General features: G+C 71.5%; 20 protein-coding genes and 1 pseudogene. 13 read left to right on the top strand and 8 right to left on the bottom strand.

What is annotated here, in order from left to right:
- The first annotated feature begins 63 nt into the window (after positions 1-63).
- From ACZ5DC_RS22145 to pgi, 6 genes and pseudogenes are all read left to right on the top strand, one after another.
- The gene (locus ACZ5DC_RS22145; RefSeq protein ID WP_468655169.1) at positions 64-1275 is read left to right on the top strand and encodes a phosphoglycerate kinase; all 1212 of its coding nucleotides are present in this window, start codon (positions 64-66) and stop codon (positions 1273-1275) included.
- A gap of 3 nt (positions 1276-1278) precedes the next feature.
- Complete coding sequence (gene tpiA, locus ACZ5DC_RS22140) at positions 1279-2055, top strand: triose-phosphate isomerase (RefSeq protein ID WP_468655167.1); 777 nt, start codon at positions 1279-1281, stop codon at positions 2053-2055.
- Between the two features lie 113 nt (positions 2056-2168).
- On the top strand, positions 2169-2399 hold the full coding sequence (gene secG, locus ACZ5DC_RS22135; RefSeq protein WP_041665101.1) for a preprotein translocase subunit SecG: 231 nt from the start codon (positions 2169-2171) through the stop codon (positions 2397-2399).
- A 203-nt stretch (positions 2400-2602) separates the two neighbouring features.
- Positions 2603-2938, top strand: coding sequence for an RNA polymerase-binding protein RbpA (locus ACZ5DC_RS22130; protein ID WP_003976875.1), 336 nt, complete (start codon positions 2603-2605; stop codon positions 2936-2938).
- Between the two features lie 123 nt (positions 2939-3061).
- Positions 3062-4332: pseudogene (locus tag ACZ5DC_RS22125) on the top strand (MFS transporter).
- A gap of 52 nt (positions 4333-4384) precedes the next feature.
- On the top strand, positions 4385-6037 hold the full coding sequence (pgi, locus tag ACZ5DC_RS22120; protein WP_468655165.1) for a glucose-6-phosphate isomerase: 1653 nt from the start codon (positions 4385-4387) through the stop codon (positions 6035-6037).
- 397 nt (positions 6038-6434) lie between these two features.
- Here the strand turns inward: pgi and ACZ5DC_RS22115 are convergent, their stop codons facing one another.
- The 3 genes from ACZ5DC_RS22115 to ACZ5DC_RS22105 are packed head-to-tail and all read right to left on the bottom strand — an operon-like array spanning position 6435 to position 10002.
- Entirely contained in the window at positions 6435-8717 is a 2283-nt protein-coding gene (locus tag ACZ5DC_RS22115; protein ID WP_468655524.1) for an ABC transporter permease, read from the bottom strand.
- A gap of 20 nt (positions 8718-8737) precedes the next feature.
- The gene (locus tag ACZ5DC_RS22110) at positions 8738-9490 is read right to left on the bottom strand and encodes an ABC transporter ATP-binding protein (protein ID WP_468655163.1); all 753 of its coding nucleotides are present in this window, start codon (positions 9488-9490) and stop codon (positions 8738-8740) included.
- Positions 9487-10002 carry a PadR family transcriptional regulator gene (locus ACZ5DC_RS22105; protein WP_468655161.1) on the bottom strand — a complete coding sequence of 172 codons (516 nt, stop codon included), beginning with the start codon at positions 10000-10002 and terminating at the stop codon, positions 9487-9489. Before ACZ5DC_RS22105 ends, ACZ5DC_RS22110 begins: the two co-directional genes overlap by 4 nt.
- 124 nt (positions 10003-10126) lie before the next feature.
- On the opposite strand from ACZ5DC_RS22105, the gene ACZ5DC_RS22100 reads away from it, so the two are divergent.
- From ACZ5DC_RS22100 to ACZ5DC_RS22080, 5 genes are all read left to right on the top strand, one after another.
- Positions 10127-11398, top strand: a complete 1272-nt coding sequence (locus ACZ5DC_RS22100) for an ABC transporter substrate-binding protein (RefSeq protein ID WP_468655159.1) — start codon at positions 10127-10129, stop codon at positions 11396-11398.
- Between the two features lie 170 nt (positions 11399-11568).
- Positions 11569-13179 carry a glycoside hydrolase family 13 protein gene (locus ACZ5DC_RS22095; RefSeq protein ID WP_468655157.1) on the top strand — a complete coding sequence of 537 codons (1611 nt, stop codon included), beginning with the start codon at positions 11569-11571 and terminating at the stop codon, positions 13177-13179.
- 32 nt (positions 13180-13211) lie between these two features.
- Entirely contained in the window at positions 13212-14537 is a 1326-nt protein-coding gene (locus ACZ5DC_RS22090; RefSeq protein ID WP_468655155.1) for an ABC transporter substrate-binding protein, read from the top strand.
- Positions 14538-14547: 10 nt separating this feature from the next.
- On the top strand, positions 14548-15900 hold the full coding sequence (locus ACZ5DC_RS22085; protein ID WP_468655153.1) for an ABC transporter permease: 1353 nt from the start codon (positions 14548-14550) through the stop codon (positions 15898-15900).
- A gap of 10 nt (positions 15901-15910) precedes the next feature.
- Complete coding sequence (locus ACZ5DC_RS22080) at positions 15911-16750, top strand: carbohydrate ABC transporter permease (RefSeq protein WP_366751292.1); 840 nt, start codon at positions 15911-15913, stop codon at positions 16748-16750.
- Between the two features lie 47 nt (positions 16751-16797).
- Here ACZ5DC_RS22080 and pgl read toward each other — a convergent pair whose 3' ends face one another.
- The 5 genes from pgl to tkt are packed head-to-tail and all read right to left on the bottom strand — an operon-like array spanning position 16798 to position 23474.
- On the bottom strand, positions 16798-17580 hold the full coding sequence (gene pgl / locus ACZ5DC_RS22075) for a 6-phosphogluconolactonase (protein ID WP_468655151.1): 783 nt from the start codon (positions 17578-17580) through the stop codon (positions 16798-16800).
- A complete protein-coding gene (gene opcA, locus ACZ5DC_RS22070; RefSeq protein ID WP_468655149.1) occupies positions 17577-18683 on the bottom strand; it encodes a glucose-6-phosphate dehydrogenase assembly protein OpcA in 1107 nt (368 codons plus the stop codon). The genes pgl and opcA overlap by 4 nt, the downstream gene beginning before the upstream one ends.
- Positions 18680-20218, bottom strand: coding sequence for a glucose-6-phosphate dehydrogenase (gene zwf / locus ACZ5DC_RS22065; protein WP_468655147.1), 1539 nt, complete (start codon positions 20216-20218; stop codon positions 18680-18682). The genes opcA and zwf overlap by 4 nt, the downstream gene beginning before the upstream one ends.
- A gap of 1 nt (position 20219) precedes the next feature.
- A complete protein-coding gene (gene tal, locus ACZ5DC_RS22060) occupies positions 20220-21338 on the bottom strand; it encodes a transaldolase (protein WP_366751288.1) in 1119 nt (372 codons plus the stop codon).
- A 33-nt stretch (positions 21339-21371) separates the two neighbouring features.
- Positions 21372-23474 (bottom strand): transketolase, encoded by a 2103-nt coding sequence (tkt, locus tag ACZ5DC_RS22055; protein WP_468655145.1) that lies wholly within the window; start codon positions 23472-23474, stop codon positions 21372-21374.
- 363 nt (positions 23475-23837) lie between these two features.
- Here tkt and ACZ5DC_RS22050 point away from each other — a divergent pair, with 363 nt between their 5' ends.
- Positions 23838-24809, top strand: a complete 972-nt coding sequence (locus ACZ5DC_RS22050) for a heme o synthase (RefSeq protein WP_468655143.1) — start codon at positions 23838-23840, stop codon at positions 24807-24809.
- 69 nt (positions 24810-24878) lie between these two features.
- A complete protein-coding gene (locus tag ACZ5DC_RS22045; protein ID WP_468655141.1) occupies positions 24879-25199 on the top strand; it encodes a hypothetical protein in 321 nt (106 codons plus the stop codon).
- Positions 25200-25316 lie beyond the last annotated feature (117 nt).

Genomic DNA, 25316 nt, shown 5'->3' with positions numbered 1-25316 from the left:
CGTACTGACCACGTCCTTTTACGATCAGGTGCACCACGAGCCCTCCTGTAGGAGTCCACTCCCATGAAGACGATCGACGAACTTCTCGCCGACGGCGTGAGCGGCAAGCGGGTCTTCGTCCGCGCCGACCTCAACGTGCCGCTCGCCGACGGGACGATCACCGACGACGGCCGCATCCGCGCCGTGCTGCCCACCGTCAAGGCCCTCGCGGACGCGGGCGCCAAGGTGATCGTCGCCTCGCACCTGGGCCGCCCCAAGGGTGCCCCGGACCCCGCCTTCTCGCTGCTGCCCGCCGCCGAGCGCCTCGGTGAACTGCTCGGCGCCCCGGTCGCCTTCGCCCAGGACACCGTCGGTCCCGCCGCCCACGACGCCGTCGACGGCCTTCAGCCCGGCCAGGTAGCGGTCATCGAGAACCTGCGCTTCAACCCCGGCGAGACGTCCAAGGACGACACCGAGCGGGGTGAGTTCGCCGACCGGCTGGCCGCCCTCGCCGACGTCTACGTCGGTGACGGCTTCGGCGCCGTGCACCGCCGGCACGCCTCCGTCTACGACCTCCCGGCCCGGCTGCCGCACTACGCCGGCTACCTGATCGCCACCGAGGTCGGCGTCCTGAAGAAGCTCACCGAGGACGTCAAGCGGCCCTACGTCGTCGCGCTCGGCGGCGCCAAGGTCTCCGACAAGCTCGCCGTCATCGACCAGCTGCTCGGCAAGGCCGACCGGCTCCTGATCGGCGGCGGCATGGCCTACACCTTCCTCAAGGCCAAGGGCTACGAGGTCGGCATCTCCCTCCTCCAGGAGGACCAGGTCCCGGCCGTCGCGGAGTACATGGAGCGGGCCGAGAAGCAGGGCGTCGAGCTGCTGCTCCCCGTCGACGTCGTGGTCTCCCGGACCTTCCCGGACCTGAAGACCAAGGCGCCCACCGAGAACACCGTGGTCGACGCGGACAAGATCCCCGCCGACCAGGAGGGCCTGGACATCGGCCCGAGGACCCGAGAGCTCTACGCCTCGAAGCTCGCCGACGCCGCAACCGTCTTCTGGAACGGTCCCATGGGCGTCTTCGAGCACCCCGACTACGCCGAGGGCACCAAGGAGGTCGCCCAGGCACTCGTCGACACGGACGGCTTCACCGTCGTCGGTGGCGGTGACTCCGCCGCGGCCGTGCGCACGCTCGGCTTCGACGAGAACGCATTCGGCCACATCTCGACCGGTGGCGGCGCCTCCCTCGAATACCTCGAGGGCAAGACGCTCCCCGGCCTCGCCGCACTGGAGGACTGACCCTTGAGCACGCGCACGCCGCTGATGGCGGGCAACTGGAAGATGAACCTCAACCACCTGGAGGCCATCGCACACGTCCAGAAGCTCGCGTTCGCCCTGGCCGACAAGGACTACGAGGCCGTCGAGGTCGCCGTCCTGCCGCCCTTCACCGACCTGCGCTCCGTGCAGACCCTGGTCGACGGCGACAAGCTCAAGATCAAGTACGGCGCCCAGGACATCTCCCCGCACGACTCCGGCGCCTACACGGGCGAGATCTCCGGCCCGATGCTGGCCAAGCTGAAGTGCACCTACGTGGCGATCGGCCACTCCGAGCGGCGCCAGTACCACAACGAGACCGACGAGCTGGTCAACGCCAAGGTCAAGGCCGCGTACAAGCACGGCCTCACCCCGATCCTGTGCGTCGGCGAGGAGCTGGACGTCCGCGAGGCGGGCGACCACGTCAGCCACACCCTCGCCCAGGTCGAGGGCGGTCTGAAGGACCTGCCGGCCGAGCAGGCCGGGACGATCGTGATCGCCTACGAGCCGGTGTGGGCCATCGGCACCGGCAAGGTCTGCGGCGCCGGGGACGCCCAGGAGGTCTGCGCCGCCATCCGCGCCAAGATCGCCGAGCTGTACTCCCAGGACGTGGCCGACCAGGTCCGCATCCAGTACGGCGGCTCGGTGAAGTCGGGCAACGTCGCCGAGATCATGGGGCAGGCCGACATCGACGGCGCCCTGGTCGGCGGCGCCTCGCTCGACGCCGACGAGTTCGTCAAGATCGTGCGTTTCCGCGACCAGTGATCACGTCCGTGAGTAGGCGGTAGCGGCGATACGTCGTACTCTTGCGGGGGCACAGCCGGGTGCCGTGCCCCCGTCGTCCATCCGAGTCCGAGGAAGTTGGTCCAGCCGTGGTTTTGGGGTTCTCGATCGCCCTGATCATCTTCAGCCTGCTGCTGATGCTGCTGGTGCTGATGCACAAGGGAAAGGGCGGCGGCCTCTCCGACATGTTCGGTGGCGGCATGCAGTCCTCCGTCGGCGGCTCCTCGGTCGCCGAGCGCAACCTCGACCGGATCACCATCGTGGTCGGCCTGCTGTGGTTCGCGTGCATCATCGTCCTCGGCATGCTGATCAAGACGAACAGCTGACACGCGAGCAGTACATTCCGCACGTAAAGCCCCATGTTCGGTACGCGCTCCTGAGCGCGGCCTATCATGGGGCTTGCGTCTTTGTGTGGGGGCCGGTAACTCCAATCACTGGACGCGCGTTGGGCCTTACGTAGACTGAGGCGCTCGCGGCGAAGCGAAACGCCGACTCGCTTCGCGGCACCATCACGCAGGGAGTTACGACCGTGGCAAGTGGCAACGCGATCCGAGGAAGCCGGGTCGGGGCGGGGCCGATGGGCGAGGCCGAGCGCGGCGAGTCCGCGCCGCGTCTGCGCATCTCCTTCTGGTGCTCCAACGGGCACGAGACGCAGCCCAGCTTCGCCAGCGACGCGCAGGTGCCCGAGACCTGGGACTGCCCGCGCTGCGGCTTCCCGGCCGGCCAGGACCGGGACAACCCGCCGGACCCGCCGCGCACCGAGCCGTACAAGACGCACCTGGCGTATGTGCGGGAGCGGCGCAGCGACGCGGACGGGGAGGCGATCCTCGCCGAGGCGCTCGCCAAACTGCGCGGCGAGATCTAGGAGTTGTGACCGGCCGGGTGCCCGAGGGTGCCTGGCCGGAGCCGTTCCCGCCCCGCCGTGGACGGCCCGTTGTCAGTGGCGCCCTCTACGGTGTGCTCATCGGTGCATCGTGAGGGGGCGGGCATGGCTGCGGTCGGGACGGCGAGCAGGGGGGCACCCGCCTGGCGCGGGGGATTCGGCCGGCTGTGGACGGCGGCCGTGGTCTCCCGGTTCGGTGACGCGTTGCGCATGACCGCGCTGCCGTTGCTGGCCGTGAGCCTCACCGACGAGCCCCTCGTCATCACCTCCGTCACCGCCTGCGGCTATCTGCCCTGGCTGCTGTTCGGGCTGTTCGGCGGTGCCGTGGCGGACCGCGTCGACCAGCGGCGGGCGATGTGGCTCGTGGACACGGTGCGGGGTCTGCTCGTCGCCGGTTTCGCCCTCGCCGTGGGCCTCGGGCACGCCGCCGTCCCCCTGCTGATCGCCCTCGCCTTCTCCCTCACCGCGCTGCAGACGCTCTTCGACAACGCCTCCACGGCCCTGTTGCCCTCCCTGGTGGGAGCGGGAGGCCCTGGGCGGCGCGAACGCCCGGCTGATGACGGGTCAGCAGCTCGCGGGCGGACTGCTCGCGGGCCCGTTCGTGCCGCTGTCGCTGGCGGCCGGGGCGTTCATGCCGTTCGCGGCGGACGCGGGCACGTACCTGGTGGCCGCCGCGCTCGCGGCGTCCCTGCGGATACGGCCGCCGCAGCGGGAGCCCCGCCCGGCCGGGAGCACCCTGCGCACGGAGATCGGGGAGGGCCTGCGCGCGCTGTGGCGCGACCGGGTGCTCCGCGCGGTGTGCGCGGCCACACTGCTGTGCAACATCGGGATGGGCGCCCTGATCGCCACGCTGGCCCTGCACGTCACCCGCTGGCTGCACGCGGGCGGCACCGGCTACGTCGCCGCCATGACGGCGTACTCGGCCGGCAGCCTGGCCGGCGGTCTCGTCGCCCAGCGGATCGCGCGCCGCACCGGCCGGGTGCGGGCCCTGCTGCTCGGCGGCACGCTCCAGACGGGGGCGCTGCTGCTCATCGGCTCCGTGCGGCACGTCGCCGCCCTGGTCGCCGGGATGCTGCTGCTCGGCGCGATGACCATGGTCTGGAACGTCAACCAGGTCACCCTGATGCAGCAGCGCAGCCCCGAGTCCATGGTGGGCCGCATCGCCTCGGCCTTCCGTACGTCCTCCACCTCCGGTGCCCCGCTCGGCGCGTTCCTCGGCGGGGGCCGTGGCCGGGCTGTACGGCCTCAACGCCCCCGCCCTGCTCGCGGCCGTCCTGTTCCCCGCGGACGTCCTCGCGCTGATGCCGGGACGCGAGCCGGACGTCTCCGTCGCTGCCCGCGCGGACAGCGTCTCCACCGCTCGTCCCGCGCGCTGATCAATTAGGTTGGAACGGCTGGGACAGGCACGAAAGAAGGCGGAAGTCGGACATGAACGCAGACGGCCGTACCAGGCTCAACCAGACGCCCGAGTGGACCGCTCTCGCCAAGCACCGGGAGGAGCTGGCGGACACCCATCTCAGGGACCTGTTCGCCGCCGATCCGGCGCGCGGCACCGGGTACACGCTCCAGGTCGGTGACCTGTACATCGACTACTCGAAGCACCTGGTCACCGACGAGACCCTGCGCCTGCTGCGCGAGCTGGCCGCGGCGACGGACGTCTTCGGCCTCAGGGACGCCATGTTCCGCGGCGAGAAGATCAACGTCACCGAGAACCGGGCCGTGCTGCACACCGCGCTGCGCGCCCGGCGCGACGCGGTCGTCGAGGTCGACGGCGAGAACGTGGTCCCGGCCGTGCACGCCGTGCTCGACAAGATGGCCGGGTTCGCCGAGCGGGTCCGCTCGGGCGAGTGGACCGGCCACACCGGCAAGCGCATCAAGAACGTGATCAACATCGGCATCGGCGGCTCGGACCTCGGGCCCGCGATGGCCTACGAGGTGCTGCGCTGCTTCACCGACCGCGACCTCACGGTCCGCTTCGTCTCCAACGTGGACGGCGCCGACCTGCACGAGGCCACCCGGGACCTCGACCCGGCGGAGACGCTGTTCATCGTCGCCTCCAAGACCTTCACCACCATCGAGACCATCACCAACGCCACCTCGGCGCGGAAGTGGCTGCTGGCCGCGCTCGGCGACCAGTCCGCCGTGGCCAGGCACTTCGTCGCGCTGTCCACGAACGCCGAGAAGGTCGCCGAGTTCGGCATCGACACGGCCAACATGTTCGAGTTCTGGGACTGGGTCGGCGGGCGGTACTCGTACGACTCCGCGATCGGGCTCTCCCTGATGATCGCCATCGGCCCGGACCGGTTCCGTGAGATGCTGGACGGCTTCCGGATCGTCGACGACCACTTTCGCACCGCGCCGGCCGAGGACAACGTCCCGCTGCTGCTGGGGCTGTTGGGCATCTGGTACGACAACTTCCACGACGCCCAGTCGCACGCCGTGCTGCCGTACAGCCACTACCTCTCCAGGTTCACCGCGTACCTCCAGCAGCTGGACATGGAGTCCAACGGCAAGTACGTCGCCCGCGACGGCAAGCAGGTGGAGTGGCAGACCGGGCCGGTCGTGTGGGGCACGCCCGGCACGAACGGCCAGCACGCCTACTACCAGTTGATCCACCAGGGCACCAAGCTGATCCCGGCCGACTTCATCGGCTTCGCCCGGCCGGTCGCCGAGCTGAGCGGGGAACTGAAGGCCCAGCACGACCTGCTGATGGCCAACTTCTTCGCCCAGACCCAGGCGCTGGCCTTCGGCAAGACCGCCGAGGAGGTCCGTGCGGAGGGGGTCCCCGAGGAGCTGGTCCCGCACAAGACCTTCCCGGGCGACCGGCCGACCACGACGATCCTCGCCCGTGAGCTGACCCCGTCCGTCCTCGGCCAGCTCGTCGCCCTCTACGAGCACAAGGTGTTCGTGCAGGGCGCGGTGTGGAACATCGACTCCTTCGACCAGTGGGGTGTGGAGCTGGGCAAGGTGCTCGCCAAGCGCGTCGAGCCCGCGCTCACCGAGGGCGCAGACGTGCCCGGCCTGGACGCGTCGACGCGGGCACTGGTCGCCAAGTACCGGGAGCTGCGCGGCCGGAGCTGATCCGGTGGCGCATGGTGCGCAGGGCGTTGGCCACGGCGGTCGCGGTGGCCGTGGCGGCGGTGGGCTGCGACAGCGGGGTTCACCGACGCCGACCTGCTCAAGCTGGCGGGACGCGTCCCGGGGCTGCGCGGACCGGACTTCGACTCGGCCGTCCGGAAAACGAAGTACCGGACGTTCGTGACCAACAGCGAGGACGCGTACGAGAGGGCGGGCGGCCCGCGGGACCCCGAGGGCCCCGGCACCCACCGCCGAGATCAACGGCGTACGCATCCCGGTGCGGTACAACGGCCTGCTGTTCGACGGGACGGTCTTCGGCAGCCTGCTGAGGAAGATCCGCGAAGACCCGGGGAGCCGGCGAGCCGCGTCCCCCTGAGCCGGCTGACGCTCCTGGGCCGGCTCAGGCCACCGCGCTCAGCGTGTCCGCGAGGCGTCGGCGGGCCGCTCGGGACGCGGGCAGGGCGGCCAGGGCCGCCGCCCCCACAACGGCGGCCGAGCCCAGCAGGAGAAGCAGGCCGGGGGAGGGGGACTGGGCGATCCCGGCGCCGATGCCGCTGGAGCCGCCCTGGGCGTCGATCAGCCGGCGGGCCAGCGGCAGCCCCAGCGCCGTACCGGTGACGACCGCCGCGAGAGCCGTGCAGCTCGTCGCCGTGACGGTGATCGCGGTGATCTGCCGTGGCGACATGCCGATCGCCCGGAGCGCCAGTACGTCCCGCTCGCCCTCGCGGACGCTGCCGCCGATCGCGGTGAGCAGTTCCACCAGCCCGATCAGGGCCAGGACGGCGATCAGTCCGGCGACGACTCCGCGCAGCGGGGACAGCCCGTCGGCGGGGTTCGCCACGGCGTGCACCTCCAGGTGGCCGTGGCCGGCCGAGGCGAGCGCGGCGGCCACGCGGCGTTGGTCCGCGCCCGGGCGCAGCCGCAGCTCGTAGAAGGCCGGGGACAGCTCCGGGTCGTTCTCCCGGAGGGTGTCCAGGGAGGTGGTGACGACCCGGCCGGCGTTGCGCGGTTCCAGGGCGCGGCCCACGATGTGCAGGATCTGCGGCCGGTCGCCCACCGTCATGCGCACCCAGTCGCCGACCCGCGCGTCCAGCAGGTCGAGCAGGCCCTGGCCGGCCACCGCCTCGTCCGGACCGCGGGCGGCGCGGCCCTCGGCGAGGGCGTAGGGGTAGGGCTCGGCGCGGGTGCCGACGCCGCGCAGGGCGATGGTCCCGGTCTGGCCGGGGACCAGCGCGGCCACCTCGACGCCCGGATAGGCGGCGGCGACCCGGGGGTCGTGCGCCAGCACGCCGCGTACGCCGGAGGCGTCCAGGGCGCCGTCCGAGCGGAGCGTGAGCGCCGTCGGCAGGCCCACCCGCTCGGGGCTGCTGTGGAGGCGGTCGATCGTGGTCCAGGCGCTGAGCGCCACCACGATCAGCAGCAGCGGCAGCGTCAGCCGGGCCACGGTGGCCAGTGACCGGCCGCGCCCCGCGAACGCCTTGTGGCAGCCGAGGACCAGCGCGGCCGGCAGCCGCAGCCCCAGCGCCCGCCGGGCCGCCCCGCTCAGCCGCCCGCCCGCCGGCGCGGCCGGGCGCGGCACCGGGACCGGCGGCACCCGGCCCGCCCGCCAGGCCGCGAGCCCCGTGGTCAGACCGATGAACAGCACCGCCCCCGCGGGCACCGCGCACAGCGCCAGGGTGTGCCCGGGCAGCCCCTGCCACACACCCACCGCGTCCCCGAGCCGCCCCGGGACCCGGTTGCCCAGCCCCTCGGTGAGCGCGGCCGCGGCCACCGCGCCGAGCAGCGCGTACGCCAGGTGCTGGAGCAGGAAGATCCGTACGACCTGACCGGGTGTGAAGCCGATCGCCTTCAGCACCGACAGGTCCCGCAGGTGCCCGCGGATGCGGGTCGCGATGGCGCCGTGCACCGCGAACCCGGCGGCGGCGAGGGCGCCCAGGCCGAACAGCCCGAGCACCTGGCCGAGCAGCCGGTTGTCGCCCTGTGCCTCGGCGCGGGCCTGCTGCCAGGTGGAGACCTCGCCGACCGCGCCGGCGCCCAGCACGGTGACGGCCCGCTGGACGGCGTAGTCGGTGTCGGAGGGGTCGCCGAGCCGCACCCCGATGACCTGCCCGGCCGGGGCCCGCACGGCGGACGGCAGCGCCCACAGCAGACCGGGCTGCTCGCCGGGGCGGTACGGGGGTTCGGCGCTGTCCGCGATGCCCTCGACGGTGAGCGTGCGCGCCGTGCCGGGCAGGGTCAGGGTGTCGCCCGGCTCGGCCAGCAGGGCCCGCGCCAGGCTGCTCTCCAGCACCACGCCGTCCGGCGCCGCCGGGTCCAGCCAGTGCCCGGAGACGAGCAGGGGCCGGCCCACGGAGGGCAGGTCAGGGGTGGCGCGCAGTTCGACGGAGGCGCGGGTGCCGCGGACGGCGACGGTGGCGGACTCGGCGCGGTAGGGGCCGGCGACGGAGGTGACCCCGTCCAGCCGGGCCAGCGCGCGGGCGTCGGCGGACGGCGCGGTGTGCAGCCAGACATGGGCGCCGTGCGCCTCGGCGAAGGTGCGCTGCCAGGGGTTCGTGGCGTAGCCGAACAGGGCGGCGGCGAGCAGCAGCGAGGTGACGATGCCCGCGGTGGCCAGCACCAGGAACAGCGCCTCACCGCGGTGGGTGCGCAGGTCGGAGTGGGCCCAGCGCAGGGTGGCCCGCACGTCCCTCAGGTCCAGCACGCTCAGTCCCTCAGCTCCAGCACGCCGGATATGCCGCTGCGCCGGGGCGGCGGCGCGCCGTCCAGGGCCGCGTCGTCGGCGATGCGGCCGTCGAAGAAGCTGATCACGCGGTCGGCGGCGCTGGCCAGCCGGGCGTCGTGGGTGACCAGCACGATGGTCTGGCCGCGCCCGTGGAAGCGGGACAGCAGCCGCATCACCTCGCGGGTGCCCTTGCTGTCCAGGCTGCCGGCCGGCTCGTCCGCGAGCAGCAGCGGCGGATGGTTGACCAGCGCCCGGGCGAGCGCGACCCGTTGCTGCTCGCCGCCGGACAGCTCGCCCGGCATGCTGCGCTCCTTGCCCTCCAGACCCAGCTCGGCGAGCAGCGCCTCCCGTTCGGCGCGGGCCTTCTTCGGCGCGGCACCGGCCAGCAGCGCGGGCAGCTCCACGTTGTCGGCGACCGACAGGTTCGAGACCAGGTTGAAGAACTGGAAGACGATCCCGATGGCCTTCCTGCGCTCCACGGCCCAGCGGGCCTCGCTGAAGGAGTCCGTGCACCGGCCGTCGAGCCAGACGCTGCCCTCGTCCGGCCGCTGGAGCCCGCCGAGCAGGTGCAGCAGCGTGGACTTGCCCGCGCCGGACGGCCCGGTGACCGCGACGAACTCGCCGCGGGCCACGGCGAGGTCGACCCCGCGCACGGCGTGCGCGGGCGCGCCCTCGCCGTAGTGGGTCTTCACCAGCCTCTCGGCGCGCAGCACCGGAGCGTGCCCGTCACTCACTCCAGACCCTCCAGTTCCTCCTGGCACCGCTCCAGCCAGTCGAGGTCGGCCTGGAGGTGCAGCATCGCGCCCTCGATCAGCAGCTGGGCGATTCGGTTGTCCCGGCTCTCGGCCGCGGCCAGTCTCGACAGGTTGCGCATGGTGGTGAGGTACTGGCGCCGCTGCCGGTTGATGAGGGCGATCTGGTCGGCGAGACCGGTCTGCGGGGCGAGGGCGAGCTTCATGAAGAACTCGTCCCGCACCCGCGGCTCGTCCTCGGTCTCCTCGAACCAGGCGAGCAGCGCCTCGCGCCCGGCGTCGGTGAGGTGGTAGACCTTCTTGTTCGGCCGGCTGGACTGCTCGACGTCCTCGCCCTCGATCAGCCCGGACTTCTCCAGACGGCCGAGGGTGACGTAGATCTGGCCGACGTTCGGCTGAGGGTACGCGGCGCCCAGCAGTTGCTCAAGGTCCTGCTTCAGCTCGTAGCCGTGGGCCGGGCCGCGGGCGAGGAGTGCCAGGAGGGGCAGGCGCACTCGTGCTGTCCTCCTGTCTGCTCCATGTGCTCCAGGCCCTAGTATCGCGCATACCTAACAGGTATACATGGCCTCTGTCCCCGGGCGAGGGTGCCCGTGGTGCCGGGTGTACAGGGAGGAACCTATGCGGTGGATGCGCGCCGCCGGTAGGGGCCTTCTCGTTCTCGTCGTGGGTCTGGCCGGGTACGTGGCCTCCGGAGCCCGCGCCGACGAGGGCGCGGGAGGCGGCCGGGGCCCGCTCACGCTGGCCACCGCGGGTGACCTCACGGGTTATCTCGGCCCGCTGCTCCAGGGCTGGAACCGCACCCACCCCGGCGAGAAGGTCACCCTGGTCGAGCTGCCGGACTCCGCCGACGAGACGCACGCGCAGATGACGACCGACCTGCGCGGCGGCGACCGGGGCCGGTTCGACGTCCTCAACATCGACGTCGACTGGACCTCCGAGTTCGCGGCGGCCGGCTGGATCCGCCCGCTGCCCCGCGACCGCTTCCCGCTGGCCGGCTTCCTGCCGCCGGTCGTGGACACGGCGACCTACGAGGGACGGCTGTACGCGGTCCCGTACGTCACGAACGCCGGACTCCTGCTGTACCGCAAGGACATCCTCGACCAGGAGGGGGTGTCCCCGCCGCGCACCTGGGCCGAGCTGGAGCACGACGCCAGGACCATCGCGCCGAAGTACGGACTCGGCGGTTACGCGGGCCAGTTCCTGCCCTACGAGGGCCTCACCGTGAACGCGGCCGAGGCCGTGTACTCGGCGGGCGGCACCATCCTCGGCGGCGAGGGCACCCGCGTCACCGTCGACTCGGCCGCCGCCCGCGAGGGCATCGGCTTCCTCGCCCGCGGCATCCGCGAGGGCTGGATCCCGAGGCAGGCGCTGACGTACAAGGAGGAGGAGTCCAAACAGGCCTTCCAGGACGGAAGGCTGCTCTTCCTGCGCAACTGGCCCTACGCCTACGCCGTCGCCTCCGCCCCGGGTTCCAGGGTCGCCGGGAAGATCGGCGCCGTGCCGCTGCCGGGGCCGGACGGGCCGGGGACGAGCGTCCTCGGCGGCTCCAACCTCGCGGTCAACACCCACGCCCGGCACCCGGACTCCGCCGCGCGCCTGATCGCCTACCTCACCAGCGCGCCCGTGCAGCGCCAGGTGCTCACGCGGGGCGCGCTGCCACCGGTGCGCGCCGGGCTCTACGAGGACCCCGCGCTCATCCGGCGGTTCCCCTATCTGCCGACCCTGCGCACCGCCGTCCTCACCGCCCGGCCGCGCCCCAAGAGCCCGCACTACGAGCAGGTCAGCCTGGCCGTGCAGGCGGTCGTGCAGGACGCGCTCACCGGGCGGCAGACGCCCGGGCAGGCCGTGCGCCGGCTGGCGCGCGAACTCGACGCCATCGCCGGCCGATAGCCGGCAGCCGATAGCCGGTCACGACTCGACTCTAGTTACTTGTTAGGTAACGCGGACATCTCAACTGGCTACCGACTGTCCCGGTAAGTCCGCATTTCCCCTCCCAACTCCCCGGTAGCTTCTGTTCTTTTCGTTGACACCGTCGCGACACGCCTACCTAACATGCATGCATGTTGAGTAAGGACCACTGGTGGCGGGACGCCGTGATCTACCAGGTCTACGTCCGCAGCTTCCTGGACAGCACCGGTGACGGCATCGGGGATCTGGCCGGCGTCCGGGCCGGGCTGCCGTACCTGAAGAAGCTCGGTGTCGACGGGATCTGGCTGAGCCCCTTCTACCCCTCGCCGCAGCACGACCACGGTTACGACGTGGCCGACTACCGCGGTGTCGACCCGCTCTTCGGCGACCTCGCCGAGTTCGACCTGTTGATGGCCGCGGCCCGGCGCCTGGGCATCAAGGTGCTGCTCGACATCGTCCCCAACCACTGCTCCAGCGAGCACCCGTGGTTCCGCGAGGCCCTGGCCGCCGAGCCCGGCAGCCCGGCCCGCGCCCGCTTCCACTTCGCCGACGGCCGCGGCCCCGACGGCAGCGAGCCGCCCAACAACTGGCACGCCATGTTCGGCGGGCCCGCCTGGACCCGGGTCCCCGACGGCCAGTGGTACCTGCACATGTTCACGCCCGAACAGCCAGACTGGAACTGGCGCAACCCCGAGATCCCCGACGAGTTCGACCGGATCCTGCGGTTCTGGCTCGACCGGGGCGTCGACGGCTTCCGCATCGACGTCGCCGCCGGCCTGTTCAAGCACCCCCGACTGCCCGACTCCGACGACCCGGAGGCCGACGCCCGCACCCGCGACTCGGTCAACCCGCTCGCCTGGAACCAGCCCGAGGTGCACGAGGTGTGGCGCCGCTGGCGCTCCCTGTGCGAGGAGTACGCCGACCGGGACGGCCGCGAGCGCCTGCTCGTCGGCGAGGTCTCCGTCCCCACCGCCCGCGAACACGCCCTGTACGTCCGCCCCGACGAACTCCACCAGGCCTTCTTCTTCGACCTGCTCGGCGCCCCCTGGAACGCCGACGCCTTCCGCAAGGTCATCTCCGAGGCCATGCAGGACATCGCCGGCACCGGCTCCACGGTCACCTGGGTCCTCAACAACCACGACCAGGTCCGCACCGTCACCCGCTACGGCGAACCCGCCACCGAGGGCAGCGGTCTGGGCGCCGCCCGCGCCCGCGCCGCCGCGCTGCTGATGCTGGCGCTGCCCGGAGCCGCGTACATCTACCAGGGCGAGGAACTGGGCCTGCCCGAGGTCGTCGACCTGCCCGACGACGTGCTCACCGACCCCATCTTCCGGCGCACCGGCAGCCGCGCCCGCATCCGCGACGGCTGCCGGGTGCCGCTGCCCTGGTCCGGGCAGGCCTCCCCGTTCGGCTTCACCTCCGGTGTGGAGGGCGCCAAGCCCTGGCTGCCGCAGCCCGACTACTTCGCCGAGTACGCCACCGACCGCGCCCTCGCCGACACCCGCTCCTTCTGGCACCTGTACCGCGACGGTCTCCAACTGCGCAAGACGATGCCCCAGTTGGGCGAGGGCACGCTGCGCTGGCTGGACACCGCGCCGGACGTCCTCGCCTTCGTCCGCGGCGACGGCCTGGTGTGCGCCGTCAACTTCGGTACCGCCCCCGCCCCCGCGCCGGCCTCCGGCACCCCCCTGCTGTCCAGCGGCCCCTGCCCGCCCGGCGTCCTGCCCGGCGCCACGGCGGCCTGGTGGCTGAACGACCTGTGATCACCCGTCCCCCGATGAAAGGTCCGTCAACGATGATGCGACGACGCACGACCCTGCTCACCGGCTGCACCGCCCTCGCCCTCGCCCTCGGCGCCACCGCCTGCGGCGGCGGACCCGTCTCGGCGGGCGGCGGCGACAAGGCGCTCGGCGGCCAGACCGTCACCGTGGCCGGCGTCTGGTCCGGCAGCGAGCAGAAGAACTTCCAGAAGGTGCTGGACGCCTTCACCGAGAAGACCGGCGCGAAGACCCAGTTCGTCTCGACCGGCGACAACGTCTCCACGGTCGTCGGCAGCAAGATCGAGGGCGGCAACGCACCCGACGTCGTGATGGTCCCGCAGGTCGGCGTCCTGAACCAGTTCGCGCAAAAGGGCTGGCTCAAGCCGCTCTCGCCGGCCGCCCAGCAGACCATCGACGCCGGCTACGCCCCCGTCTGGAAGAAGTACGGCAGCGTCGACGGCACCCTCTACGGCCTCTACTTCAAGGCCGCCCACAAGTCCACCGTCTGGTACAGCCCCGACGCCCTCGCCCAGGCCGGGGTCAAGCCGCCGAAGACGTACGACGAGCTGCTCAAGGCCGGTCACACCGTCTCCGACTCCGGCCTCGCCGCCTTCGCGGTCGCCGGACAGGACGGCTGGACCCTCACCGACTGGTTCGAGAACATCTACCTCTCCGAGGCGGGCCCCGAGAAGTACGACGCCCTCGCCGCGCACAAGCTCAGGTGGACCGACCCCACGGTGGTCAAGGCGCTCACCACCCTCGGCAAGCTCTTCAAGGACAAGCAGCTCATCGCCGGAGGCCAGAACGGCGCCCTGAACACCGACTTCCCCGGCTCCGTGGAGAAGGTGTTCGGACCCAAGCCCCAGGCCGGCATGGTCTACGAGGGCGACTTCGTCGCCGGCGTCGCCCACGACCAGTACGGCAAGGCGATCGGCAAGGACGCCGACTTCTTCCCCTTCCCGGCGGTCGGCGGCGGCACGGCACCCGTCGTCAGCGGCGGTGACGCGGCCGTCGTCCTCAAGGACGGCAAGAACGCGGGGGCCGGCATGAAGCTCGTGGAGTACCTGGCCACCCCCGAGGCCGCGGCCGTGTGGGCGAAGGCGGGCGGCTTCCTGTCCCCGAACCGGAAGCTGAGCCTGTCCGCGTACGGCGACGACGTCACCCGCGCCACCGCCAAGTCCCTCGTGGGCGCCGGGGACTCGGTCCGCTTCGACATGTCCGACCAGGCACCGGCGGCCTTCGGCGGGACCAAGGGCGCCGGCGAGTGGAAGCTCCTCCAGGACTTCCTGCGCGACCCGTCGGACGCGAAGGGCACGGCGGCGAAGCTCGAAGCCGCCGCGGCCAAGGCCTACCGGAACTGAGCGGCCCGCCATGACCGCCACCACTGTCGTGAAACAGCAGGCGGGCCCGCGTCCCGCCGGCCCGGCGCCCGCGCGCCGCGGCCGGCGGCGCGGCCGGCTGATCGCCCTGCTCTTCGTCCTCCCCGCGCTGCTCCTGCTCGGCGCCCTCGTCGTCTACCCGGTGCTGTTCTCCGTCGGCCGCAGCTTCTTCGACGCCTCCGGCACCCGGTTCGTCGGCGGCGACAACTACACCGAGATGTTCCGCGACCCGGCCACCCTCAAGGCCATCCGCAACACCACGATCTGGATCGTCGTCGCCCCCGCCCTGCTCACCGGCCTCGGCCTGATCCTGGCCGTCCTGGTGGAGAAGGTCCGCTGGGCGACGGCCTTCAAGCTGCTGCTCTTCATGCCGATGGCGGTGTCCTTCCTCGCCGCCGGCATCATCTTCCGCCTCGCCTACGACGAGGACCCGGACAAGGGCGTGCTCAACGCGGCCGTCGTCTCCGTCCACGACGCCTTCAAGGACACCTCGGCCTACCCGACCGCCCGGGGCCGCACCGGAGTGCTCACCCAGGACCGGGACGGCTCCTACCGCACGACCGCCTCGGCGGGCGACACCGTGGCGCTGCCGATGGTCGGCGTGCTGCCGGGGGACCTGCCCGGCAACGCCTCACCCGCTCGTGCGGCTGCGGCACGCAAGGCCGCCCCCGGCGAACTGCGCGGTGTCGTCTACCTGGACTTCACCCCCGGCGGCGGAGGCAGGCAGGGCCAGGTCGACGCCAAGGAAAGCGGCCTGCCCGGCATGAAGGTCGAGGCGGTCCGCGACGGCGAGACGGTCGCGAGCGCGACCACCGCCGCCGACGGCTCCTTCCGCTTCGCCGGGCTCAAGCCGGGCTCGTACACGGTGAAGCTGCCGGAGTCGAACTTCGCTCCGCCCTACCAGGGCGTCTCCTGGCTCGGCCCGACCCTCGTCACCCCCGCGATCATCGGCGCCTACCTGTGGATCTGGACGGGTTTCGCGATGGTCCTGATCGGTGCGGGCCTGTCCACGCTGCCGCGCGACGCCCTGGAGGCCGCCCGGATGGACGGCGCCAACGAGTGGCAGATCTTCCGCCGGATCACTGTTCCGCTGCTCGCGCCCGTGCTCACCGTGGTCTTCGTGACCCTGGTGATCAACGTGATGAAGGTCTTCGACCTCGTCTACATCATCGCGCCCGGCCCGGTGCAGGAGGACGCCACCGTCCTCGCCACCCAGATGTGGCTGGTGTCCTTCGGCGGCGGCAACGACCAGGGCCTCGGCAGCGCCCTCGGCGTGCTCCTGCTGCTCCTGGTGATCCCCGCGATGGTGTTCAACGTCCGCCGTTTCCGCAACAGTCAACGATGAGGAGTCACCGATGAACGCGATCAGGCGCGGCCTGGGCAGCGGCCTGGTGCAGGCCTTCCTGGTGGTCATCGGCCTGGTCTGGCTGACCCCGCTGGCCGGCCTGTTCCTGTCCTCCCTGCGCTCGGCCCAGGACACGGCGAAGGGCGGCTGGTGGACGGCGCTGGCCAGCCCCGGCCAGCTGTCCTTCGACAACTACTCGGCGCTGCTGAAGAACGCGGGCATCACCCAGGCCTTCTGGAACACCGTGCTGATCTCGGTGCCGGCCACCACCCTGGTCGTCGTCATCGCGGCCCTCGCCGGATACGCCTTCGCCTGGCTGGACTTCCCGCTGCGCGAGCCCGTCTTCCTGCTGGTGGTGGCCCTGCTGGTGGTGCCGGTGCAGATCGGCCTGCTGCCGGTCGCCAAACTCTTCGGCGCGCTGGGCCTGTTCGGCACGATCCCCGGTGTCGTCCTGTTCCACGTCGCCTACGGTCTCCCCTTCGCCGTCTTCCTGCTGCGGAACTACTTCGCGGAGATGCCGAAGGAGATGCTGGAGGCGGCACGGATGGACGGCGGCAGCGAGTGGCGCATCTTCACGCGCCTCGTCCTGCCGGTGGCCCGCCCGGCCATCGCCTCGCTCGCCATCTTCCAGTTCCTGTGGGTCTGGAACGACATGCTGGTCGCCCTGCTCTTCGCCGACAGCTCCTCGCAGCCGCTCACGGTGGAACTCCAGTCCCAGATCCGCCAGTTCGGCAGCAACATCGACGTCCTCGCCCCGGGCGCGTTCCTGTCCCTGATCGTGCCGGTGGTGGTGTTCTTCGCGTTTCAGCGGCACTTCGTGCAGGGCGTGATGGCGGGGTCGGTGAAATAGCGGCGGCGGGGGCCGCAGCCCCCGCCGCCGCTACACGGGCACCAGCGTCACGGAGACGCCGGCGGGTACAGCGACCTCGGCAGCTGCGCGGCCGCCGCCGAGTCCAGCAGCCACAGCGTGCGCGTACGGCCGTACGCGCCCGCCGCCGGGGCCTGGATCTCGCCCGCGCCGGACAGGGCGATGGCCACGGCCTCCGCCTTGTCCTCGCCGGCCGCGAGGAGCCAGACCTCGCGGGCCGCGCGGATCGCCGGGAGGGTGAGGGAGATGCGGGTGGGCGGCGGCTTGGGGGCGCCGTGCACGCCGACCACCGTGCGCTCGGTCTCCCGGACCGCGGGCAGCTCGGGGAAGAGCGAGGCCACGTGGGTGTCCGGGCCGACGCCGAGCATGAGGACGTCGAACGTGGGCACCGTGCCGTGGTTCTCCGGTCCGGCCGCCTTCGCCAGCTCCGCCGCGTACGCCTCGGCCGCCGCCTCCACGTCCGCGCCGTGCGGGCCGTCGGAGGCGGGCATGGCGTGCACGCGCTCCGGGTCCACCGGCACCGAGTCCAGCAGCGCCGCGCGGGCCTGCGTGACATTGCGCTCGGGGTCGCCCTCGGGGAGGTAGCGCTCGTCGCCCCACCACAGGTCGAGGCGGCCCCAGTCGATGGCGTCCCGGGCGGGGGCCGCCGCCAGCGCGGCCAGCAGGCCGTTGCCGTTGCGGCCGCCGGTGAGGACCACGGACGCGGTGCCCCGGGAGGCCTGCGCGTCCACGATCTTCGTGATCAGGCGCGCCGCGGCGGCCTGCGCCATCAGTTCCTTGTCGTGGTGGACGACCAGCTGCGGAGTGCTCACTTCGCCGTCGCCTTCCTCGCCGGTGCCTTCTTCGCCGGTGCCTTCTTCGCGGTCTTGGCCGCCGCCTTCTTCGCGGGGGCCTTGGCCGCTTCCTCGACCGGTTCCGGTACGGCGACCGGCTCGGCCGCGGACTCGGCGCCCGCGTCCCCGGCCGGTGCCTCGGACGCCTGCCGCGGCACCGTGTCCAGCCGCTCCACGCCGTAGCGCAGCGCCGACGCGTAGGTGTCGTCCGGGTCCAGCCGGCGCAGCTCCTCCGCGATCAGCTCGGCGGTGTCCCGCCGCTTCAGCGCCACCGCGCGGGCCGGCTGGCCCTCGATGGACAGCGTGGCCAGCGAGCCGTCGGCCCGGTCCAGCACGATCGGCCCGCAGTCGGTGTCCATGCGGACGGCCGTGAGCCCCGGGCCGGAGGACAGGGAGCGCTTCACCGGTACGTCCAGCCGGTCCGCGAGCCACATCGCCAGCAGCTCACAGCTCGGGTTGGACTCCTCGCCCTCCACCTCGACGGCCTTCACCTCGCAGGTGACCTGGTCGAGCGCCGCCGCGAGCATGGAACGCCACGGGGTGATCCTCGTCCAGGACAGGTCGGTGTCGCCCGGCGCGTACGCCTCGGCACGGGCCGCCAGCTCCCGCACCGGCTGCTCCGCCGCGTAGGTGTCGGTGACCCGGCGCTGGGCGAGCGCGCCCAGCGGGTCCTTCGCCGGGTCGAGCGGGGCGTTCACCGGCCACCACACGACGACCGGCGCGTCCGGCAGCAGCAGCGGCAGGACCACCGAGTCGGCGTGGTCGGCGGCCTCGCCGTACAGGCGCAGGACGACCGTCTCGCCGGTGCCCGCCTCCGCGCCCACCCGCACCTCGGCGTCCAGACGCGAGGACGTACGGTCGCGCGGGGAGCGGGAGACCCGCCTGATGACCACCAGCGTGCGCGAGGGGTGCTCGCGCGAGGCGTCGTTGGCGGCCTTCAGGGCGTCGTAGGCGTTCTCCTCGTCGGTGACGATGACGAGGGTCAGCACCATGCCGACGGCGGGCGTGCCGATGGCACGGCGGCCCCGCACGAGCGCCTTGTTGATGGCGCCGGCGGTGGTGTCGGTCAGGTCTATCTTCATGGCCGGCGCCAGCTCCGTCCGTCTCGTGCGAGCATCTCGTCCGCCTCCACGGGACCCCAGGTGCCCGACTTGTACTGCGCGGGCCTGCCGTGCGTGTCCCAGTACTCCTCGATCGGGTCGAGGATCTTCCAGGACAGCTCCACCTCCTCCGTGCGCGGGAAGAGGTTGGCGTCGCCCAGCAGCACGTCCAGGATCAGCCGCTCGTACGCCTCCGGGCTGGACTCCGTGAACGACTCGCCGTAGGCGAAGTCCATGGAGACGTCCCGGATCTCCATCGAGGTGCCGGGCACCTTGGAGCCGAAGCGGACGGTGACGCCCTCGTCGGGCTGGACGCGGATGACGATCGCGTTCTGGCCCAGCTCCTCGGTCGCCGTCGTGTCGAACGGCGAGTGCGGGGCGCGCTGGAAGACGACCGCGATCTCGGTGACCCGGCGGCCCAGGCGCTTGCCGGTGCGCAGGTAGAAGGGGACGCCCGCCCAGCGGCGGTTGTCGATCTCCAGCTTGACCGCGGCGTAGGTGTCGGTCTTCGACTTCGCGTCGATGCCCTCCTCTTCGAGGTAGCCGATGACCTTCTCACCGCCCTGCCAGCCCGCCGCGTACTGCCCGCGCACGGTGTCGGCGCCCAGGTCCTTCGGCAGCCGGACGGCGCCGAGCACCTTCTCCTTCTCCGCGGCCAGCGCGTCCGCGCCGAAGGAGGCGGGCTCCTCCATGGCCGTGAGGGCCATCAGCTGGAGCAGGTGGTTCTGGATGACGTCCCGGGCGGCGCCGATGCCGTCGTAGTAGCCGGCCCGGCCGCCGATGCCGATGTCCTCGGCCATGGTGATCTGCACGTGGTCCACGAAGGACCGGTTCCAGATCGGCTCGAACATCGTGTTGGCGAAGCGCAGCGCCAGGATGTTCTGGACGGTCTCCTTGCCGAGGTAGTGGTCGATCCGGAAGACCTGCTCCGGCTCGAACACCTCGTGCACGACCTTGTTCAGCTCCTCGGCCGACGCCAGGTCGTGCCCGAACGGCTTCTCGATGACCGCCCGCCGCCAGGAACCGCCGCTCTGGTCGGCCAGACCGTGCTTCTTCAGCTGCTGGATGACCACCGGGAAGGAGCGCGGCGGCACGGACAGGTAGAAGGCGAAGTTGCCGCCCGTGCCCTGTGCCTTGTCCAGCTCCTCGATGGTGGCGCGCAGCCGCTCGAATGCCTCGTCGTCGTCGAAGGTGCCCTGGACGAAGCGCATCCCCTGGATGAGCTGCTGCCAGACCTCCTCGCGGAACGGAGTGCGCGAGTGCTCCTTGACCGCGTCGTGGACGACCTTGGCGAAGTCCTCGTGCTCCCAGTCGCGGCGGGCGAAGCCCACCAGCGAGAAGCCCGGCGGCAGCAGACCCCGGTTGGCGAGGTCGTACACCGCGGGCATCAGCTTCTTGCGCGAAAGGTCGCCGGTGACGCCGAAGATGACCAGGCCCGACGGCCCCGCGATGCGCGGGAGCCGTCGGTCGGCCGGGTCACGAAGCGGGTTCGCTCCGGAACCGGAAACGGGTGACAAGTCAGCCCTCCGAGGGGGCGAGGCGCTCAAGCTCCGCCTGGGTGGACTTCAGCAGGTCGGTCCAGGACGCCTCGAACTTCTCGACGCCCTCGTCCTCCAGCACCCGCACGACGTCGTCGTACGAGATGCCGAGCTTCTCCAGCGCGTCGAGGTCGGCGCGCGCCTGCTCGTAGGTGCCGGTGACGGCGTCGCCGGTGATCTCACCGTGGTCCTCGGTGGCCTCCAGCGTGGCCTCCGGCATGGTGTTGACCGTGTTCGGGGCGACCAGCTCGGTGACGTACAGGGTGTCCTGGTACGCCGGGTCCTTCACACCGGTCGACGCCCACAGCGGACGCTGCTTGTTGGCGCCCGCGTTCTCCAGCGCGCTCCACCGGTCCGAGGAGAAGACCTCCTCGTAGGCCTGGTAGGCGAGGCGCGCGTTGGCGACGGCGGCCTTGCCGCGCAGCGCCTTGGCCTCGTCGGTGCCGATGCCGTCCAGCCGCTTGTCGATCTCGGTGTCCACGCGGGACACGAAGAAGGACGCCACCGAGTGGATCTCCGAGAGGTCGAGACCCCGCTCCTTCGCCTTCTCCAGGCCGGTCAGGTAGGCGTCCATGACCTTGCGGTAGCGCTCCAGCGAGAAGATCAGCGTGACGTTGACGCTGATGCCGAGGCCGATCGTCTCGGCGATCGCCGGCAGACCCGCCTCGGTGGCCGGGATCTTGATCAGGGTGTTGGGGCGGTCCACCAGCCAGGCCAGCTGCTTGGCCTCGGCGACGGTCGCCTTGGTGTTGTGCGCGAGGCGCGGGTCGACCTCGATGGAGACCCGGCCGTCCTGGCCGTTCGTCGCGTCGAAGACCGGCCGCAGGATGTCGGCGGCGTCGCGGACGTCCGCCGTCGTGATCATGCGGATGGCCTCTTCGACGGTGACCTTGCGGGCGGCGAGGTCCGACAGCTGCTGGTCGTAGCCGTCGCCCTGGGAGATCGCCTTCTGGAAGATCGTCGGGTTGGTGGTGACGCCCACGACGTGCTGCTGGTCGATCAGCTCGGCGAGGTTGCCGGAGGTGATCCGCTTGCGCGACAGGTCGTCCAGCCAGATCGCGACGCCTTCGTCGGAGAGGCGCTTGAGTGCGTCTGTCATGGAATTACATCTCCTACGTGTCGTATATGAGCGTCAGCGCTGAGCGTCGGCGAGGGATTCCCGCGCCTTCGCGGCCACGTTCTCCGCGGTGAAGCCGAACTCCTTGAAGAGCAGCTTGCCGTCGGCGGAAGCACCGAAGTGCTCCAGCGAGACGATGCGGCCGGCGTCCCCCACGTACTTGTGCCAGGTCAGACCGATGCCCGCCTCGACGGACACCCGGGCCTTGACGGACGGCGGCAGCACGGAGTCCCGGTACCCCTGGTCCTGCTGCTCGAACCACTCGACGCACGGCATCGAGACGACACGCGCGGGCACGCCCTCGGCCTGGAGCTGCTCACGGGCCTCCACGGCCACGTGCACCTCGGACCCGGTGGCGATCAGGATCACCTGCGGCTCAGTGCTCTGCCCCTCGGGCCCCTCGGCCTCGAACAGCACGTAGCCGCCCTTGGCCGCGTCCTCGTTCGGCTCGTACACCGGCACGCCCTGCCGGGTGAGCGCCAGGCCGTGCGGCTGGCCCTTGCCGAACTCCTTGGTCCAGCGCCGCAGGATCTCGCGCCAGGCGACGGCGGTCTCGTTGGCGTCCGCCGGACGCACGACGTTCAGACCCGGGATGGCGCGCAGCGAGGCCAGGTGCTCGACCGGCTGGTGGGTGGGGCCGTCCTCGCCGAGGCCGATGGAGTCGTGCGTCCACACGAACGTCACCGGCAGGTGCATCAGGGCCGACAGGCGCACCGCGTTGCGCATGTAGTCGGAGAAGACGAGGAAGGTGCCGCCGTAGACGCGCGTGTTGCCGTGCAGCGTGATGCCGTTCAGCTCCGCGCCCATCGAGTGCTCGCGGATGCCGAAGTGGATCGTGCGGCCGTACGGGCTGGCCTCGGGCAGCGGGTTGCCCTCGGGCAGGAAGGAGCTGTCCTTGTCGATGGTCGTGTTGTTCGACCCGGCGAGGTCGGCGGAGCCGCCCCACAGCTCGGGGATCACCGCGCCGAGCGCCTGGAGCACCTTGCCGGACGCGGCACGCGTCGCGACGCCCTTGCCGGGCTCGAAGACCGGGAGCTTCTCCTCCCAGCCGGTGGGCAGCTCGCCCTTGCTGATCCGGTCGAACTCGGCGGCCCGCTCCGGGTTGGCCTCCCGCCACTCCTGGAGGGACTTCTCCCACTCGGACTTCGCCTGGGCGCCGCGCTCCAGCGCCTTGCGGGTGTGGGCGATGACCTCGTCGGCGACCTCGAACGACTTCTCCGGGTCGAAGCCGAGGACACGCTTGGTGGCCGCGACCTCGTCCTCGCCCAGCGCCGAGCCGTGCGCGGCCTCGGTGTTCTGGGCGTTCGGGGCCGGCCAGGCGATGATGGAGCGCATCGCGATGAAGGACGGCCGGTCGGTGACCTTCTTCGCCTCCTGGATCGCGGCGAAGATCGCCTGCGGGTCCAGGTCGCCGCTCTCCTTGGCCTCCACGCGCTGCACGTGCCAGCCGTAGGCCTCGTACCGCTTGACGGTGTCCTCGGAGACGGCCGTCTCGGTGTCGCCCTCGATCGAGATGTGGTTGTCGTCCCACAGCAGGATCAGGTTGCCGAGCTTCTGGTGGCCGGCCAGCGAGGACGCCTCGGCGGAGATGCCCTCCTGGAGGCAGCCGTCACCGGCGATGCAGTAGACGAAGTGGTCGAAGGGGGACTCGCCGGCCGGGGCCTGGGGGTCGAACAGACCGCGCTCGTAGCGGGCGGCCATCGCCATGCCCACCGCGTTGGCGACACCCTGGCCCAGCGGGCCCGTGGTGGTCTCGACGCCCTTGGTGTGCCCGTACTCCGGGTGACCGGGGGTCTTGGAGCCCCAGGTCCTGAACGACTCCAGATCGTCCAGCTCCAGGCCGAAGCCGGCCAGGTAGAGCTGGGTGTAGAGGGTCAGGGACGAGTGTCCGGCGGACAGCACGAAGCGGTCGCGGCCGACCCACTCCGGATCCGCCGGGTCGTGCCGCATCACCTTCTGGAAGAGGGTGTAAGCGGCCGGGGCCAGGCTCATCGCCGTACCGGGATGGCCGTTGCCGACCTTCTGTACGGCGTCTGCGGCCAGGACACGGGCGGTGTCCACGGCCCGCTGGTCCAGCTCGGTCCAGTCAAGGTCTGTGGTGGTCGGCTTGGTGCTCACCCTGGGTCAGGGCTCCTCTCCACATGTCGGTCGCCGGTCTTCGGGGCATGCGCCCACCCGGCCGCCGACGGGCTTGCCGCCCGCCGGCCGCTGTCGAGCCTACCCCCGTGAGGACGTGCGTTTTTTCGAGTGTTTACAGACTGCCGGGAGTCCGCGCGATCCGCCTCCCGACCGGCCGGGAACGGCATGTGGCACATGAATACGGAGCCGGTCATCTGAGCGCTCAATCGAGTACCGGGACCCCTCTTATGGGGCGTGCGTCAACACGAGCCCACCCCCGCGAAGGGCGGGGTATGGGCAACGTCTAAAGTGGCGTGGTACGCGCGAGCCTTCACCGGGACTTCATACGGGGGGCTTGCTGGGATGTCTCTGTCAGGGGTGTGCGTGACGGCCGTCGAATCCCGTCCAGCGGCTTTGCTCGATGGTGCGAGCCAGGGCCCGGCTCATCGGCCGTTCGGGGCCCGTGTCAAGGCTTTCGTGGCGCTGACCAAGCCGCGGATCATCGAGCTGCTGCTCATCACCACCGTTCCGGTGATGTTCCTGGCGCAGCAGGGCGTGCCCGACCTCAAGCTGGTGCTGCTCACCTGCGTCGGCGGCTATCTGTCGGCGGGCGGCGCCAACGCGCTGAACATGTACATCGACCGGGACATCGACGCGCTGATGGACCGCACCTCGCAGCGGCCCCTGGTGACGGGCATGGTCAGTCCGGCCGAGTGCCTGGTCTTCGGCATCACCCTCGCGGTCGTGTCGACCCTGCTGTTCGGTCTCACCGTCAACTGGCTGAGCGCCTGGCTCTCGCTCGGGGCGCTCCTCTTCTACGTCGTCGTCTACACGATGCTCCTCAAACGGCGTACGTCGCAGAACATCGTGTGGGGCGGCATCGCGGGCTGCATGCCGGTGCTGATCGGCTGGTCGGCCGTGACGGACTCGCTCTCCTGGGCGCCGGTCATCCTGTTCCTGGTGATCTTCTTCTGGACCCCGCCGCACTACTGGCCGCTGTCCATGAAGGTGAAGGACGACTACGCCCGCGTGGGCGTGCCGATGCTGCCGGTCATCGCCTCCAACAAGGTCGTGGCCCGGCAGATCGTCCTCTACAGCTGGGTCATGGTCGCCGTCTCCCTGCTCCTCACCCCCCTCGGCTACACCGGCTGGTTCTACACGGCCGTCGCGCTGGCCGCCGGCGGATGGTGGCTGTGGGAGGCGCACGCGCTGCAGAACCGGGCCAAGGCCGAGGTCACGGGCGGGAAGCTCAAGGAGATGCGGCTGTTCCACTGGTCGATCACCTATGTGTCGCTGCTGTTCGTCGCGATCGCGGTGGACCCGTTCCTGCGCTGAGCACGCCCGGGCGCACGTCACAGCGCCCTGACCTCGCCAGCCGGGCTACCCGTCGGTAGCATCCTGGGCATGGCAGACACGCAGCAGGTTGACGCACGGGCCGAGCGCAAGGTGGCGCGGCTCGCCCGGGAGATCAGCGCCTTCTCCAAGGCCCACGGCGGCGCCGAGGGCCAGGTGGCCCACATCGGCGAACGCGGCGCCCGGATCGTCCTCGTCGGCGAGGACGGCGGCTGGGGCGACCTGGTGGCTCCCACGTACGAGATCGCCGAGAAGGCCGTCGGGAAGGCGGGCATCACGGTCCACGAGTCCTTCGACGGCGAGCTCGCCGCGAAGGTGACGACGGGGCCGTACGAGTGGAAGCGGATGGCCGGTATCCAGATCGGCGGTTAGGGTCTTTCGTTCGGATCAGGCCGGATCGGCCCTAGCGCGGGTGGCGCCCGTGGGAGCCGGGCGCGGACGCGGTGCGGGTTCCTCCGGGCCGCCCGCCGCCACCTGAACCCCCGCTCA

The organism is Streptomyces sp. NPDC031445 (assembly GCF_055581365.1).
The sequence above is the reverse complement of the archived record's forward strand: the minus strand, read 5'-3'. Positions and strand labels throughout refer to the sequence as shown.

Excerpts from the sequence above, each read along its gene's own strand:
- opcA (WP_468655149.1), bottom strand. The coding sequence starts at position 18,683 with ATGAAGATAGACCTGACCGACACCACCGCCGGCGCCATCAACAAGGCG.
- tal (WP_366751288.1), bottom strand. The coding sequence starts at position 21,338 with ATGACAGACGCACTCAAGCGCCTCTCCGACGAAGGCGTCGCGATCTGG.
- ACZ5DC_RS22085 (WP_468655153.1), top strand. The coding sequence starts at position 14,548 with ATGACCGCCACCACTGTCGTGAAACAGCAGGCGGGCCCGCGTCCCGCC.
- ACZ5DC_RS22100 (WP_468655159.1), top strand. The coding sequence starts at position 10,127 with ATGCGGTGGATGCGCGCCGCCGGTAGGGGCCTTCTCGTTCTCGTCGTG.
- ACZ5DC_RS22145 (WP_468655169.1), top strand. The coding sequence starts at position 64 with ATGAAGACGATCGACGAACTTCTCGCCGACGGCGTGAGCGGCAAGCGG.
- ACZ5DC_RS22050 (WP_468655143.1), top strand. The coding sequence starts at position 23,838 with ATGTCTCTGTCAGGGGTGTGCGTGACGGCCGTCGAATCCCGTCCAGCG.
- ACZ5DC_RS22045 (WP_468655141.1), top strand. The coding sequence starts at position 24,879 with ATGGCAGACACGCAGCAGGTTGACGCACGGGCCGAGCGCAAGGTGGCG.
- ACZ5DC_RS22090 (WP_468655155.1), top strand. The coding sequence starts at position 13,212 with ATGATGCGACGACGCACGACCCTGCTCACCGGCTGCACCGCCCTCGCC.
- ACZ5DC_RS22095 (WP_468655157.1), top strand. The coding sequence starts at position 11,569 with ATGTTGAGTAAGGACCACTGGTGGCGGGACGCCGTGATCTACCAGGTC.
- pgi (WP_468655165.1), top strand. The coding sequence starts at position 4,385 with ATGAACGCAGACGGCCGTACCAGGCTCAACCAGACGCCCGAGTGGACC.
- ACZ5DC_RS22080 (WP_366751292.1), top strand. The coding sequence starts at position 15,911 with ATGAACGCGATCAGGCGCGGCCTGGGCAGCGGCCTGGTGCAGGCCTTC.